Source organism: Massilia sp. W12 (assembly GCF_037300705.1).
Lineage (GTDB): Bacteria > Pseudomonadota > Gammaproteobacteria > Burkholderiales > Burkholderiaceae_D > JACPVY01.
Window position 1 is genome coordinate 5545610 of the sequence record NZ_CP147776.1, and the last position, 14774, is coordinate 5560383.

The 14774-nt window shown below is 57.7% G+C and carries 12 protein-coding genes; 6 read left to right on the forward strand and 6 right to left on the reverse strand.

Going from position 1 to position 14774, the window contains the following annotated elements:
• Positions 1 to 88: 88 nt before the first annotated feature.
• A complete protein-coding gene (locus V8J88_RS22790; RefSeq protein WP_338846560.1) occupies positions 89 to 1645 on the reverse strand; it encodes a thioredoxin fold domain-containing protein in 1557 nt (518 codons plus the stop codon).
• Between the two features lie 122 nt (positions 1646 to 1767).
• A complete protein-coding gene (locus tag V8J88_RS22795; protein WP_338846561.1) occupies positions 1768 to 3099 on the reverse strand; it encodes an HlyD family efflux transporter periplasmic adaptor subunit in 1332 nt (443 codons plus the stop codon).
• Between the two features lie 227 nt (positions 3100 to 3326).
• Between V8J88_RS22795 and V8J88_RS22800 the strand changes: the two genes are divergently transcribed.
• Both V8J88_RS22800 and phnD read left to right on the forward strand, forming a co-directional pair.
• On the forward strand, positions 3327 to 3677 hold the full coding sequence (locus V8J88_RS22800) for a hypothetical protein (RefSeq protein ID WP_338846562.1): 351 nt from the start codon (positions 3327 to 3329) through the stop codon (positions 3675 to 3677).
• Positions 3678 to 3893: 216 nt separating this feature from the next.
• A complete protein-coding gene (phnD, locus tag V8J88_RS22805; RefSeq protein ID WP_338846563.1) occupies positions 3894 to 4883 on the forward strand; it encodes a phosphonate ABC transporter substrate-binding protein in 990 nt (329 codons plus the stop codon).
• 47 nt (positions 4884 to 4930) lie between these two features.
• Here the strand turns inward: phnD and V8J88_RS22810 are convergent, their stop codons facing one another.
• Complete coding sequence (locus tag V8J88_RS22810) at positions 4931 to 6610, reverse strand: M14 family zinc carboxypeptidase (protein WP_338846564.1); 1680 nt, start codon at positions 6608 to 6610, stop codon at positions 4931 to 4933.
• Positions 6611 to 6710: 100 nt separating this feature from the next.
• Here V8J88_RS22810 and V8J88_RS22815 point away from each other — a divergent pair, with 100 nt between their 5' ends.
• The 3 genes from V8J88_RS22815 to V8J88_RS22825 are packed head-to-tail and all read left to right on the forward strand — an operon-like array spanning position 6711 to position 9059.
• Entirely contained in the window at positions 6711 to 7370 is a 660-nt protein-coding gene (locus V8J88_RS22815) for a hypothetical protein (RefSeq protein ID WP_338846565.1), read from the forward strand.
• Between the two features lie 12 nt (positions 7371 to 7382).
• Positions 7383 to 8504: an AAA family ATPase gene (locus V8J88_RS22820; RefSeq protein WP_338846566.1), complete on the forward strand. Its 1122-nt coding sequence runs from the start codon at positions 7383 to 7385 to the stop codon at positions 8502 to 8504.
• A 3-nt stretch (positions 8505 to 8507) separates the two neighbouring features.
• Positions 8508 to 9059, forward strand: a complete 552-nt coding sequence (locus tag V8J88_RS22825) for a hypothetical protein (protein ID WP_338846567.1) — start codon at positions 8508 to 8510, stop codon at positions 9057 to 9059.
• Between the two features lie 3 nt (positions 9060 to 9062).
• On the opposite strand, the gene kdpE is transcribed toward V8J88_RS22825, so the two are convergent.
• Together kdpE and V8J88_RS22835 are read right to left on the reverse strand one after the other, a co-directional pair.
• Positions 9063 to 9758, reverse strand: a complete 696-nt coding sequence (kdpE, locus tag V8J88_RS22830) for a two-component system response regulator KdpE (protein WP_338846568.1) — start codon at positions 9756 to 9758, stop codon at positions 9063 to 9065.
• Positions 9718 to 12225: an ATP-binding protein gene (locus tag V8J88_RS22835; RefSeq protein WP_338846569.1), complete on the reverse strand. Its 2508-nt coding sequence runs from the start codon at positions 12223 to 12225 to the stop codon at positions 9718 to 9720. The genes kdpE and V8J88_RS22835 overlap by 41 nt, the downstream gene beginning before the upstream one ends.
• Before the next feature lie 1028 nt (positions 12226 to 13253).
• Between V8J88_RS22835 and V8J88_RS22840 the strand changes: the two genes are divergently transcribed.
• Entirely contained in the window at positions 13254 to 13760 is a 507-nt protein-coding gene (locus V8J88_RS22840) for a hypothetical protein (RefSeq protein WP_338846570.1), read from the forward strand.
• 56 nt (positions 13761 to 13816) lie between these two features.
• Here V8J88_RS22840 and phhA read toward each other — a convergent pair whose 3' ends face one another.
• Entirely contained in the window at positions 13817 to 14719 is a 903-nt protein-coding gene (gene phhA / locus V8J88_RS22845) for a phenylalanine 4-monooxygenase (protein WP_338846571.1), read from the reverse strand.
• Positions 14720 to 14774: the final 55 nt, after the last annotated feature.

Sequence of the window (14774 nt, forward strand, 5' to 3'; positions counted from 1 at the left end):
CTCCTGAAAAAGCAGCGCTGCGTTTGCAGCATATCAGGCAAATCCGGCGCCACGCGCAGTTTGTTTGCAATCCCTTACAAGCGCGGCCTCACATCTGCTCTTTGGCGGCGGGCAGGATCCCTTTGCAGGTGGCGCGTTCGGCGTCGTTTTTCGGCAGTTTGGCGCAAATCGCATCCACTTGCGCCTGTACTCTGGCGAAGCTTTGCGCATGTTTGCCATCCAGATTCCAGGCCAGCAGGCGGCGTCCGGTGCGCTCGATCTGGGCGCGGTTGCGGTCATAAAACGCATCAGGCATTTTGCTGAATTCGCTCAGTACGCTGGCGGCGACTTTTTCAATGCGCGCCTCATCGTCCGGGCTTAATTCCAGCAAGCCGTTGAGATAGGCGGCGCCCCATTGCAAGCGGGTGGCCGGGCCTTTGGCGGCTTGATACGCCTGCTCATACCAGCTGATGGCGGCGGCGCGATCGCCGCGTTTTTTGGCGTTGCCGGCCAGGCTCAGCATGAAGTAATACGGCGAATGCGAGCGTTTCAACTCGGCTTTGAGCAAATCATCCGATTCCTGTTGCAAGCCGGCGGCAAACAGGGTGTGCGCAGCGGCTGACACCACGGACTGGCGTTCAAAACTGTCGCTGGTGGAGGATTCGATCTGCTTCACTTTTTCTTTGATCAGGCTTTGCAGCGCGGGCGGCAAGGCGGCGTCTTTGCCAAGATCAGTTTTCACCAGTGTGCGCAGGCCATCCAGCATGCTGATGCGGTCGGCGCGCGACAGGCTGGCGTCGTCCAGCAGGGTGCGCAAGGCTTTATCGGCAGCTTGTTGCAGCGCTTGTTTTTCTTCTGCGGAAGCCTTGGCGCCAAGCAGGGCGTACAGTTCGCCGGCGCTGCTGACCAGATCCGCGTTCTCGCGCACCCAGCGCATATCCTGCAATTGTTTGAGCGTTTTGGCGCGATCCGCGCTGCTCAAAGGCAATTCTTCGCGTGCTTTTTCTTCCGTCGCCAGCCAGCCGCGCCATTGCAGGCGGAGCGCGCTGTCAGCATCGGTGCTGACTGTGGCCAGTTTCAACAGCGTGGCCGGAATGTCTTTGCCCGCCACCAGATGCTGCTCGTTGGCATACCAGGTGTAATAGCTGAGCAGCTTCCAATCATTGGCGCTCAATTTATCCGGCGTGCTGTGCGCCAGCTTTAATAAATCTTCCACAGTATGGTTGGAGCTGATGCCGGCGGTCAGCACTTGCAGATAACGGTTGGCGTCCACTTCGCCCGGCAGGCGCGTCACTTCGCTGCCATCGGGACGGAACAGAATCATGGTTGGATAGCCGCTGACCTTGAAGCGGGCGCCGATTTTTTGCGCGCTCGGGCTGTCGCCATCGACATACACCGGCACGAAAGAGCGGGTGCGCTCAATGAAATTCTGGCGGTTGAAAATCGTGGCTTTGACTTGATTGCAGGGCGGGCACCAGCTTGCGCCCCAATACAAGAACAAGGGTTTGTTGGCGGCTTTGGCGGCGGCGAAAGCGGCGTCCACATCGCCTTTGAACCAGGCAATCCCGGCTTCATGCTGTGTGCTTTGCGGCGCGGCGGCGGTGGCGGAAAAACTCAGGCTGGCGCAACCCAGCAAAACGGAGAAGGCAAGAGCGTGCAATTTCATGGCGATCCGGGCTGACAGATGAAAAGAGGAAAGAACAGATAAACCCGGCAAGCTTGTCGCAGGGGCGGCGCTTTGTCAACCTGCTAAATTTTATAAACATATGCGGCCGCCGCCGGCGGCGCTTATATGCCCAGCATGCGGCGCGCCGCCGCCAGCGGTTTGCGCAGCACATGGTAAATCAGCGGCGCATAGCCGCCATATACTTTGGCGGTGCCTTTCCAGCCTATGCGCGGCAGGGGCTGGCCCGGGGCCAGTTCGGCTTTCAGCAGATAACTCACCACGCCATCCGCCCCGCTCACCGCTTCATAACTGCTTTGCGTCAAGCGCGCGTGCAAGGTGTTGAGCGGTTGCACATTCAGGTACAGCTTGACTTCAGCGTCCGGGGCCAATTCCAGCGCGTCTTCCAGCGCCAGATGAATGCTGACTTGCACCTTGTTTGGATCGGCCAGCAATAAAATCCGCTCGCCGGTTTGCACCGGCTTGCCCAGCCAGTCATTCGGATCGGAAAACACCGCCACCCCGCCGGCGGGCGCTTGCACCTGGATGCGTTGCGCCAGCTCTTCGGCGAATGTCAGTTCCGCGCTGCGCTCATCCAGACGCGCTTTCAGGCTGGCCAGTTCGGCCTTGCTGGCCAGATCGGAAAATGATTTTTGCGTGGCGCGCAGATAATCGGCTTCCGCCACCGCACGCGCTTTTTGCGCCACCTGCTGGCGGTTGCGCACATTGGTGTCGTCCAGCGCAAACAGCGGCGCTTGCGGCGCCACCACTTGATTTGGCGTGATGAAAAATTGCGCCAGCACGCCATCCGAGGGCGCGGCGATCACCAGTGCGTCGCGTCCGGTGATTTCCGCCGGCGCCAGCGCGGACAGGCGCAGCGGCAGACAGGCGATGGCCAGCAAAACCAGGGCGCTGATCCGGCGTCGCCGGCTGATGCCGCTCAATGCGCGCCGCCACCAGGACGGCGCTTGGCGCCAGGCCCACAGCGCATGCCCATACAGTTGCGCCAGCCTTTGCAGCAAAGCCAGTTCAGCGTCATGCGGCGCGCGTTCGCAAGAAAGCCACAAGCCGCCTTGCACCTGTCCCTTGGCATTGGTCAGCGGCAGCCAGAGCGCATAGCCGGCCTGCCATTCGCGCCAGCCGTCTTGCAATTGCGGCGCCACATCGTCGATTTGCAGCACGCGCAATTCAGCTTGCGGCAAGCTGCGCCAGAGGTCGTGCAACCATTGGCGGTAGGGTGAATCCTGGCTGACATCGGCCAAGCCGGAGACCAGGCGCAAGTGCGCTGCGCCGCCCGGGCCGGGGCGCCACAGGCAAGCCTGACGATAGGGAAAAATGCGGAAACTGTCGTTCGTGATGATGAATTCCAGCGCGCTTTCAGATTCGGCTTGCCAGACATCCTGCTCGATTTGCAACAGATTGCCCAGCACTTGCAGATCGGGGTTTTGCTGCGACATCAGCTTCTCCATCCAGGGCGCGCGGCGGCGCCGACATGGGATTCTAACTGATGGCGCCGGTTTGTTTCAGAAAGCCGGGCAGGCATGCCCCTTTTCTGCTCTGAGATTTGTCCGGCGGCAAATGTTGCGCGCCTTGCAAGCTGTTACAAATCCCTTGTCAGCGCTTGCTTTTGTTTCGCGTTAAGCAGGCATGGCCTTGCCGCCAGACCGATAAATTAAGGAGACTGATGATGAAAAAGCTGTTTATTGCCGCCCTCTGCCCCTTCCTGTTCGCTTTTTCTGCACAGGCGCAAACCACCCCGCCGGCTTCCGCCAGCGCCACCCCGCATCTGGATGCGCGCCAGGCCAATCAGCAGCAACGTATCGCACAAGGCATACAAAGCGGTCAGCTGACTGCGCAGGAAGCGGCTAAACTGGAGCAGAACGCAGCCAGGCTGGAAGCCGATAAGCAGGCGGCTAAAGCCGACGGCAAGGTCAGCCGCAAGGAAAAAGCCAAATTGCATCGTGCGGCAGATCGCAACAGCCGTGCGATTTACCGTAAAAAGCACAATCGCAAGACCGCGCAATCCGCTGGTTAAGTTACAGAATAAATCACAAGAAGACCGGAATTGTCCCGCCAGCAGCAGTGTTGGCGGGATTTTTTTTGCACGGGGGAAACGGAGTGGGGGAAATACGTAACGAATGTTTCTAAAATGCAATAAAATGTCACCTCAAAAAGCGACAAAGCGCAATTGGCGTGCTAGTCTGGATAGAATAAGCCCGCCCCTCCCGGAAACTTAGATGAGGAATGAACGATGAACAAACCCCTGATGGCGATTGGCGCCTTACTGTTGGCCTCCACCATGCAATTGGCGCAAGCGGCAGATAAAATCACGATGGCATTGATTTCCACCCAACCGGCGGAAGAAACCCGGAAAGATTGGAAGCCTTTGCTGGAAGACATGGGCAAACAACTCGGCGTGCCGGTCGATGTGTTTGTTTCCACCAACTATGCGGATGTGGTGTCCGCCGTGCGCGACGGGCGCGCCCAGGTCGCCTGGTTGAGCGGCAAGCTGGCGCTGGAAGCGGTGGAAGGCGATCGCGCCCAGGTGTTCGCCCAGGTCGTCAAAAAAGACGGCTCGCAAGGCTATAAATCAGTCTTGATCACGCCCGCTTCGAGCAACCTGCGCACGCTCGATGATGTGGTGGCCAAGAAGGGTGAATACACCTTCATGAATGGCGATCCGAAATCCACTTCCGGTTTCCTGGTGCCTTCTTACTATGCGTTTTCACTGAAGAAAGTGAATCCGGACAGCCATTTCAAGAAAGTGCTCAGCGGCAATCATCAAAAGAACTTCGTCGCCGTGGCCAAAGGTGAAGTCGATCTGGCCACCAACAACACGGAAGACATGGAGCGCCTGGAAAAGGAAATGCCGGAAGATTTCAAAAAAGTGCGCGTGATCTGGACTTCGCCGCAGATTCCGAATGATCCTTTGATCTACCGCACCGACTTGCCGGAATCGATGAAAAACAAGGTGGAAAAATTCTTCCTCAGTTATGGAAAATCCGGCGCCGGCCAGCAAAAAGTGTTGGGCGAGATTCTGAAATTATCGGGTTTCCGCAAATCCAGCAATGCGCAATTGATCCCGATCGCGGATCTGGAATTGTTCTCACAGCTGCGCCGCAACCAGGACGATGAGAAAAAATCGCCGGCTGAAAAACAGAAAACCGCAGAAGCCCTGATGGCCCGCTTCGGCAGTCTGAGCGCGTTGCTGACCATGGACAGAATGCGCAGCGGCAAATAATCCGCTACATCTAAAGCCGGCGCCGCAGCGATGCGGCGCCGGTTTTTTTACGCCATCACACGCAATACCGGGTAGCGCCGCCATTCATCTTCGGCATAAGGCTGGCAGTGGTGATAAATAAAGTCCAGGGTTTGCTCCTGGCTGGCGCCGGGATGTTGCGCGCGCCAGGCTTGAAAGCGCGCCGCCAGATTCGCATCCTGCTGCAATAATTCCTGCGCCAGATCTTCAAACACATAGTCGGAATAGTGTTCTTTCTTTTCCAGAATGCTGTTGAAAAAGCCCCAGCGGAAAAAGCTGTCATGCGCCAGCGGTTCCAGGCTTTCCAGCGCGTAACGCGCGCCCGGCTGGTCCAGCGCCAGCCAATAATCGCCGGCGCGCGCCTGCATGCTGCGCGTTTCCACCGTCAGCTCCACTTCATCATGGAACATCTGTCCCTCATACGGGCCGCTGCGGCTGCTGGTGCGCACAATCCGCAACACCTCAGCCTGCACGGTTTGCGCTTGCGGCAGGCACTGCATGTGCAAGCCGTTCCATTCCAGGCGTTCAATCACGGCGCGCCATTGTTGTGGAATCAGATAGGCGCGCGGCAGGCGCACACTGTGCACGATGCGGGCGCGGTCAAAATGATCAATTTCAGCCGACCAGGCTTGCGTTCGGTCGTAGTACAGGCGTTGATAATCGCCCAGCGCGCTCGGTTTGCGGCAGGCGGCATAACCTTCAAACGGCAGGCGCGCCGGGTGTTCCATGTCGATTTGCCAAAATACCGGGCAGGGATCGGGCAGGGCGGCGCGCGCCTGCGCACGCATGGCGCGGATCTCCTCGCCATGCTCCAGCGCGATATGCAACACTTCTTCCAGCAAGATGCGGGTGGCGTCATAGCGTTGGGCAAAGCTCTTCAGCATATGCGTTTCCGGCATAAAGCCGATGCAGTGATGCAGCGCGGCGTAACCGGTCGAATAGCGCGGCGTTTCCAGGAAGTCGGCGATGCCCTGATCCGGGCTGTCCGCCACCGGGTTGACATAGGGACAGGATGGCCAGCCGCGTGCGCGCATCTGGCGGTAAATGCGCGGCAGCATGCGTTCGCGCAAAAACGCGCCCAGGGCGCCGCCGAGTTTGTCAGGCTGGCTTGGAATCAGCGTCATCACATAGGGATAATCGGCCCCGTTTGAGGTGTGGGTATCGACCATCAGATCCGGTTGCCATTGCGCAAAAAAGCGGTTGAAATGCGCCGCCGCAAGCGAGTCGCATTTCAGAAAATCGCGGTTCAAATCCAGGTGCAGGCTATTGCCGCGAAAGCCGAAGCTGTGCGGGCCATCCTGATTCACGCGGCTGCTGTTGTTGCGGTTGGCGCAGCCATCCACGTTGTAAACCGGAATGAACAAAAAGGCGGTGCGGCCGAGCAGCGCCAGCAAATCGGGACGGGTGCAGAAATCGCGCACCAGCGCCATGCAGACATCAATCCCTTCCGGCTCGCCCGGATGGATGCCATTGTTATTGAAGAAGATGGTGCGCCCGGCGGCTTGCAGCGTGGCTGCATCAAACACCCCGTCGGCGCTCACCAGTCCGGCATACATGGGCAGGCCGGCGTCACTTTCGCCGATTTGCCAAAAGCGCAGCAAGCGCGGGAAACGTTGCGCCAGCATCTGATAGAAGGCGATGCATTCTTCCAGGGTGGTGGTGTGGTTCCGGTCGCCGAGTTCATACGGCGTGCAAAGATCATGTTTCATAGGGTGGCAGGGGGCGATGATGTCCGCCGCATTCTAACATTCCACTGCGCCGGCTTGGCTTTTGTCCTACACTGACGCTTGCTTTGATGTGGGAGGACGCATGCAATCGCTATTTTGCCGTTTCTTATTGCCTGGTTTGCTGGCGCTGGCTGCGACGCCAATAAGCGCCACAGGGATAGAAGGCCAGTATCGCCTCAAGGGCGTGGATCCGGACGGTAAAAATTATCAAGCCAGAATCACCATTGCGCGCCAGGGGCAGGCCTGGCGCCTGGTGTATAACGATGGCAAACCGGTCAGCGGGGTCGGGATTGTGCGCGGCCCGCATTTGTTTGCCGCCTGGGGGCCGGGCGAAACCTGCATTCTGAGCGCGCTGGAAGTCTTGCCCAGCGGCGAGTTGAGCGGGGCCTGGGGTTATATGGACTCCACCAATTTCGGCCAGGAAAACTGGAAACGCACCGCCGGCCCCGGCCTGCCCGGCAATTACAGCGCAATGGGACGCGCCCCGGATGGCCTCAGTTACACCGGTCAGGGCAGCATTGAAGCGCGCGGCAATCTGTTTAAAACCTTTTTCCGCGATAACTCGAATGACACTTTCGACGGCGTCGGCCTGCGCCACGGCAACTTCCTGGCGATTGCCTGGGGCGGCGAAAAATGCAGCGTCTCCGCCTACAATCTGCGCCCGGATGGCGGCATGAGCGGGGTGTTTGCCGAGTATGGACACCAGACTTTCGGGCGCGAGGAGATTACGCCGGGGTGGTAATAAGGTACAGCTATGTTGAAAAAATTGGTGATAGAAAATTTTCGGGGTCTGGATCATCTTGCGTTTTGCCCTGAGCAGCCGTGCACTTTGCTGCTTGGCAAAAATGGCGCAGGCAAGAGCAGCCTGATTGCCGCCCTGGCGGTGCTGCAGGCGATTGGGCGTGGCGAAAGCCGCACCGGTGAATTGTTTGATAAATATGATTTGCCAGTGAATGATGCGGCGGCGCACATCGTGCTATTCCTGCAGTATGAGGCGCCACAGAATGGCGGCTTGCTGGAGTACTGCCTGAAGCTCAGTTTGCCGCCTTCTTTCAAGGAAGTGAAAGTTTGCCAGGAATACCTGCATATCAATGGCGCGCCTGTGTTCAATCGCAATGAGGACAGCATTGAATTGCACCAGGCTAAATTCACGTTTGATTGGCATCAAATCGCTTTGCTCTCGATTTCGCCGCGCCAAGCGCAGCCGGTGATTGAAAAATTCATCTCGTGGCTGGCGCATATGATCTTGCTGGCGCCTGCGCCGGCCTTGATCAAGAGTGAAGCGACGGAAAAGGGCAGCCGGGATAAATATCCACTGCTGGATGGCAGTAATCTGGCTGATTGGTATTCCGCACTGCAAATGGAATACAGTGAAGCGATGGAAACAATCCGGCCCTTCTTGAAACAGCGCATGCCTGACTATGACGGCATCATTGCCGAGAGAGCGGGACCGGATGTGCGTGAAATCAAGCTCAGATTCAAGGGTATGCAAGAAGCAATCAGCCTGGCCCGGCTGTCAGATGGGGAAAAATGCTTTGTTGCAGCTGCCTTGGTATTGGCGGCTTGCAAGCATTATGGGCCTTTGCTGTGTGTGTGGGACGAACCGGATAATTTCCTGGCTTATCCTGATGTGTCCCATTTTTTGCGCGCGCTGCGCGACATTTTCAATAACGGCGGCGGGCAATTTTTGGCCACAACCCATAATCTTGAGGCGATGCACCAATTCACATTAGATGAAATCCTGGTATTGCAACGGGAGTCGCACGCCTCCGGCCTGGCTTTGCGCAAGCTGGCCGATTTGGATGATGACGCCAAGCGTCTATACCGCTCTCTTCCCAGTGCTTTGAAATCAGGTTTGCTCGATGGCGAGGCTTAGGCGATGGGCGATAAATATGCACGCCGGAAGTTGATGGTTTTTGCCGAAGATGAGGCGACGGCGGATGTCTTCACCGGCTTTACCGATGCCTTAGGAAAAGGAATGAAGGTACATGCAGGTTGTCAGGACTTGCTCGAACTTGTGGTATGCCGGGGTTGGAAAGATGCCCGTGCGCAAGCTTTGGATTATGCCGGTAGCAGGCTGTTTCAAAACAGCGTGATTCATAAAAAATTCGAGTGGTATGTATTGTTGTGGATTGATGGCGATGGTTTTGCAGATCGCGGTGCGCAGATTCGGCAAGAATTCCCGCAACAGGTGCGTGAGCATGTCTTTGTGCTGTGTACGCTCAAAGAGGTGGAAGCGCTCTGCAATGAATTAGGGTTGGGACAAACCCAGGGAGCTAAAATCGGCGCCTTGCTGGCGCAAGAATGCGAGCATGCCACCCGGTTAGAGGACAGCCTGCTTTGGCGGCAGACGCAACTTGCTGCGCCTGCCGGCAACAATGAACAATTTCTCCGCTTGAATACGACTGTGCGCCCCTGGCTTTTCCCCTGACCCTCAGCCCGCCAACAACCTGTACCCCACCGCTGTTTCGGTAATCAAATACTTCGGCTGGGCTGGATCATCTTCCAGTTTTTGCCGCAAATGTCCCATATAAATGCGTAAATAATGCCCATCCTGGGCATGGCTTGGCCCCCAGACTTCGCGCAGTAATTGCGGATTGCTGACCACCCGCCCGGCATTCGCCACCAGCACTGACAGCAGGCGGTATTCGGTGCGCGTGAGGTGCACCGGCTGATTGTTTTTCATCACCAGGCGCGTGCTGGTGTTGACGCTGACATCGCCAAAGCGCACCAGCGCATCCGGGGTGTGCGCGCCGCTGCGCTGGCGGCGCAGCGTGGCGCGCACGCGCGCCAGCAATTCGCCGACGCCGAAGGGTTTGGGCAGATAATCATCGGCGCCGGCGTCCAGCGCGCCGATTTTGTCGGATTCATCGCGCCGCGCAGACAAGACGATGATGGGCACTTGCGACCATTGCCGCACATCGCGGATAAAGTCCACCCCATCGCCATCCGGCAGACCGAGATCGAGCACCACCAGATTCGGTTTGCGTGTGCCGCAGTCGATCAAGCCGCGCTTCATCAATTCGGCTTCATGCACCTGCCAGCCTTCGCCCTCCAGCGCCATGCGCACGAAACGGCGGATTTGCGGTTCATCCTCGATCAACAAGGCTATCGGCGCCGGGTCGCTCATGTTCATCCTCCTCAAAATCATCATCAGGTTCATCCGGCAGGGCCGGGGCCGGGGTCCAGGGCAGGTTGAAGACAAAGCAGGCGCCTTGCTCCACCGGCTCGGCCCAGATTCTGCCGCCATGCGCTTGCACCAGGGCGCGGCAAATCGACAAGCCCAAACCTACCCCCGGCTTGCCGGACTCTTTTTCACCACGCGCAAATTTCTCAAAAATCGCCTGTTCACGTCCGCGTGGAATGCCGGGGCCATTATCATGCACCCTGACCTCCACATGCTGCGCGCGCACTTGCGCACTGAGCCGGATGCTGCAGCCGGATGGGGTGTATTTTGCGGCGTTTTCCAGCAAATTGCACAATACACGTTCAATCAATACCGCGTCAAAACGCAAGAGCGGCAAATCAGGCGGCAGGGTGATTTGCACTTGATGTCTTTGCAATTGGCTGCGGCTGGCGCGCAGCGCCGTGCCGACGATTTCTTCCAGCGAATGCCATTCCCAATTCAAGCGGATCTGCCCCTGCTCAATGCGCGCCATATCCAGCAAATTGGAAACCAGGCTGCTCATGCGTAAAGCCTCATCGCGCAAGCCGGTCGCCAGCTCGGTTTGGTGACGGCTCATGGGCGCGCCCATCAACAGCGATTCGGACAGCCCGACCAGCGAAGTCAGCGGGGTGCGCAAATCATGCGACAAGGCCGACAACAGTGAATTGCGCAGCCGCTCGGACTCCATTTTGATCAAAGCATCCTGCGCCACTTCGCCGTAATGCACGCGCTCCAGCGCAATCGCCGCCATGGTGGCGAAGGTGTCGAGTTGATTGCGCTGATCCGGACTGAGACTATAGACTTGAATCGCGAGCACCCCGCGCGTGCGCATTTTGGCCACCAGCGGCAGATACAGCAGGCGCGCATCGCTGCTGCCATACCAGGCTGCACGCGCCTGGTCAAAGGCATGTTGTGCGGCGACGATATCTATCAGCGACAGCTGCGGCGCGCCGGCCACCGGCAGCGCCGGCAGTTGCAGCTTGCCGTCCAGATTCGGCACCAGCACGATGGCGCGCGCATGGATGCTGGTTTGAATATATTCCCGCGTGATTTCAAATACCTGTTCGTTTTGCAGCACGCTTGAGAGCGAGCGCGCATAAGCATACAGGGCGCGCATGCGCTCCTCGCGTTGCGCCGCGACCCCGGCCTGGTAGCGCAGGTCGGCAGTGAGTTTGCCGGTCAGCATGCCCACCCCCAGAATCATGCTGGTGGTCAGCACATGTTGCAAACCGGCCTGCTCTGTCGGCGGCGCCAGCCAGTACAGCGCAATCCCGCCGCTGATGCTGGCCAGGGCCGCCGGCTTGCGGCCGAAGCGCAGGGCGACGATGATCACCGTCAGCAGCAACAGCATTGAGATATTGATCAGCTCGCCATAGCGCGTAAACGGAATCGCCAGCAAGGCGCAAGCCGCCGTCAGCGCCAGCGCCAGCACATAACGGCGGGCGCGCGACATTTCACGCAACATGCCGCGCACGCGCTCCAGATTTTGCGATGTTGGCGGCGTCAGGCAGGCGCCGCCGGCTTGCAATTCGGTATCGCTGAATTCGCCGCGCCACAAAGCCCGTAGATAACAGCGCCAGGAATTGCCGGGTGTTTGCGCCAGGCCGACCAGATTGCAATTCGGCAGCAATTTGCTCAGTTTATGCAATAAGGAGCGTTGCCATGGCCAGTGGCGCCGGCTTTGCCCCAGCGCCAGATGGCTGCAACCCTGTTCCCGCGCATAACGCGCCAATGCGGTCGCCACATCGCCGGAATGCAATAAAACCGTTTGCGCGCCAGCCTGCTCCGCCACTTGCAGCCAATGCAGCGCGGCGCGCTGTTCCTGCTCGTTTTGATTCGGCCCCGCCACATGCACCGCTTGCCATGGCGTTTGCAGCTGCTGCGCCAATTTGATGCCCTGGGCAATCTGGGCTTCATTACTGTTGCTGCCCACGCATAAAATCATGCCCGCGCGCAGCCAGGCTGAGCCGCTGGAATGCAAGGCGATGCCGCGCTCAGCTGCGCGGCGTTGCGCCAATTCTTGCAAAGCCAGTAAATTCCCCGGATGCAGCCAGGGACTGTCCGCCGGCTGCCTGGCGCGTTCGCGTATGCGTTGCAACCAGGCGTCCACCGGCAAATCGACCAGCACCACCTGATAGGCTTGATCAAATAATTGATCCGGCACCTGCGCCGGCGCGGTTTGTCCGGTGATGCTGGAAACCACCTGATTCATACTCGCCAGATCTTGCACTTGCAGGCTGGCGTACACATCCAGGCCAGCCGCCAGCAACGGCGCCACCTGTTGCCAGCGCAGGCGCGGGCTGCCATCGGTGGCGGCTGCCGCCAGCGGGCCAAGCAGCACCAGATCAGCGTGTTCCGGCGCAAACGCCAGGGTATTGCCGGCCAGCGCCGCATTGCAACTGCGTGCGCCGCCCTGTACGCGCAGGCGCACGGCAGCTTGCAGCGCCGTGTTTTTGCCGAGATAAGGTCCGCCGCCAAAAAATAGATACAGCTGACCGTTTCGTTGATGGGCGCCTGGCATAGTGGGAGTGGTTGAAGTAAGTTGCTGCAAGTTTAGCCCTAAATCGCATGCAGCTGGGGAGTGTGTAAAAATCCGCCTGAGACAGCTTGTAAACAGGATGTAAACAAAATCCGCAACAGCGCTCCCGCAACAATTCCCCGCCGCAATCCCCGGTTTCCCTCTGCAGCGGAATTATTTTGCGTTTTTTCTGCCGCCAAAGCCGGTTCATTCACCCCGTTTATAGCGCGCCTGCGTTTACTTCTCATTTGCACAGCCTGAAAAAGTCTTTGCACAACTTTTATGGGCTTGGCTGATACGATTCAGTCATTGCAAATCAATGCAACTGCTTCAACAAATAAAAACAGGCGAAGCCTGAAACGGAGGAAAACATGGTGTTATTCCTGAATCAGGCAGCAAATGCGCCGCCGATACCACGGAAAAGTGGAGAAATATGGCGCCAGGCTGCAAGATACGTGACACAGATCACAAAAAAAACAGGCAGAATTCATATAAGATTTTTCTGCCCCGAGCGAGCCGCCAGCCTGTCCCGGTTGATGCGCGGGCAGCAGAGTGAGATGCCAGCTGCCGGTATCAATCTGCATGTGATCCGTATCAGTTGCTGAGACTTGATACCCCCGCCAAGGGGAACTGGCAGCCAGTGCCGCATAATTATCTTCCCGTGGCAAGCGCGGAAAACGGCCCGAAAGGGTGATATTCAACGCACACAGATCCTGCCACAATCGAAGCGGGTTGTTACAGCCCGGGTAAATAGAAGTAAATTAACTGACGATACAATTTACGACTATACCTCATTTGCGGGAATATCAGCCGGGCTTGCAGCAATCAATGCAAGTACTGCACAAAACAAATACAAGCATGCGAAATATATTTTGTGTGCATGTTATCAGCCGGAATTAAGTAATCTGGAATTCTGATAAACAGATTATGAGAGTATAAAAATGAATTATCTGTTCTACCCCTTATTGATGTTGAGTTCAGCCAGTCTGTTAATGACATTGGCATTGCATGTGATTATGTTGTTTGGCGGCCATCCCGCTGTGCCTTGGATGTCCTGGGGCTTGATGGGCAGTTTTTTGGCTGCCGGTTGTATTGTCACGCTGTGGAGCAATCCGCTGGTGCGCCATGCCCGCTTCCGCGAATATCTGACCCTGTGCCGGTTAACCTGTCCCTTGTGGGCACGCCGTGCGCTGGCCGGCCTGGCCGGCTACACCGTGTGCGCCAGTCTCTTGCATTTTTTGGCGAATGAGCAAATGGCCTGGGCCGCCACGATTGGCCCGGCCTTCCCGAGCGTGCTGGTGACATTGTTTTTCGCCACCACCAGCGTGATGTTTTACTCGGCGATTCGCCTGCCTTTGCTGTTGCGCCCGAAGCTGAAGCGTTGCCCGAATGGTCACCCGGTGTCGCCTGCCGCCAGCTTTTGCCCGCGTTGCGGGGCCGGCGTTTGATTGATTGACAGACGTAAAAAAACCCGCTGCGGCGGGTTTTTTTACGTGCTGTGGATTCACACCGGAATGTTTTGTTCGCCCGGCAGCAAGGTATTCGCCGGATGCGGCGTCAGTTTGCCGATGCGCTCATAGTAGGGAGTGAAATCCGGCGCGGTGTCATCGAACAACTGTTGGAAGCTGTCGATCACGAAATAGGTTTCCTGATACGAATCGATCTTGTACAGGGTTTGCAGCATACGTTGCACATTGAACGGCACGCGCAAAGGGGTTGGACTGTTGAGGCAGTATTCGACTTCGCCGCCGGAAGACAGGATGCCGGCGCCATAAATGCGCAAACCATCTTTGCCACGGATCAAACCGAATTCCACCGTGTACCAATACAGGCGCGCCAGCATATCCAGCCCGCCCAATTGCAAAGCTTTCAAGCCGCCCTTGCCATAGTCTTGCATGTGCTTGGCGAAAATCGGGTTGAGCAAGAGCGGCACATGGCCGAAGAAATCATGGAACACATCCGGCTCGACGATGTAATCAAACTCTTCCGGCGTGCGCAGCCAGACCGAGACCGGGAAGCGGCAGTTGGCCAGATGTTCAAAGAAAGCCTGTTCTGGAATCAAGCCCGGCACCGCCACTAATTGCCAGCCGGTGGCGGCAGCCAGTTTTTGATTGGCGATGGCAAAATCCGGGATGCCATCCGCCGCGTCCAGCTGTTTCAAGCCCTCGATGAATTCATCGCAGGCGCGGCCCGGCAGCAATTTTGCCTGGCGCTGATACAGCCGCCGCCACAATTCATGTTCCGCCTCGGTATAGGCGCTGCAATCCTGTTGCACCACGTACTGCGCATTCGCTTTGGAATAGTCGCCACGTAAAGCGCCGCTGTCGGATTTGGTCGCAACTTTGGCGAAAAAGTCATCTGTGTCGGGCGCAGCTTGCTGCGCAACATCGGTCAGGGCATCCATCATGTTCTCGTTCCAAGGGGTGTAGAAATGCGGCGCAAGCGGTCATGCCGCTTGCGCT

Coding starts and splice junctions, on each gene's coding strand:
- V8J88_RS22795 (WP_338846561.1), bottom strand. CDS start 3,099: ATGTCGCAGCAAAACCCCGATCTGCAAGTGCTGGGCAATCTGTTGCAA.
- V8J88_RS22840 (WP_338846570.1), top strand. CDS start 13,254: ATGAATTATCTGTTCTACCCCTTATTGATGTTGAGTTCAGCCAGTCTG.
- phnD (WP_338846563.1), top strand. CDS start 3,894: ATGAACAAACCCCTGATGGCGATTGGCGCCTTACTGTTGGCCTCCACC.
- V8J88_RS22810 (WP_338846564.1), bottom strand. CDS start 6,610: ATGAAACATGATCTTTGCACGCCGTATGAACTCGGCGACCGGAACCAC.
- V8J88_RS22790 (WP_338846560.1), bottom strand. CDS start 1,645: ATGAAATTGCACGCTCTTGCCTTCTCCGTTTTGCTGGGTTGCGCCAGC.
- kdpE (WP_338846568.1), bottom strand. CDS start 9,758: ATGAGCGACCCGGCGCCGATAGCCTTGTTGATCGAGGATGAACCGCAA.
- phhA (WP_338846571.1), bottom strand. CDS start 14,719: ATGATGGATGCCCTGACCGATGTTGCGCAGCAAGCTGCGCCCGACACA.
- V8J88_RS22825 (WP_338846567.1), top strand. CDS start 8,508: ATGGGCGATAAATATGCACGCCGGAAGTTGATGGTTTTTGCCGAAGAT.
- V8J88_RS22800 (WP_338846562.1), top strand. CDS start 3,327: ATGATGAAAAAGCTGTTTATTGCCGCCCTCTGCCCCTTCCTGTTCGCT.
- V8J88_RS22820 (WP_338846566.1), top strand. CDS start 7,383: ATGTTGAAAAAATTGGTGATAGAAAATTTTCGGGGTCTGGATCATCTT.
- V8J88_RS22815 (WP_338846565.1), top strand. CDS start 6,711: ATGCAATCGCTATTTTGCCGTTTCTTATTGCCTGGTTTGCTGGCGCTG.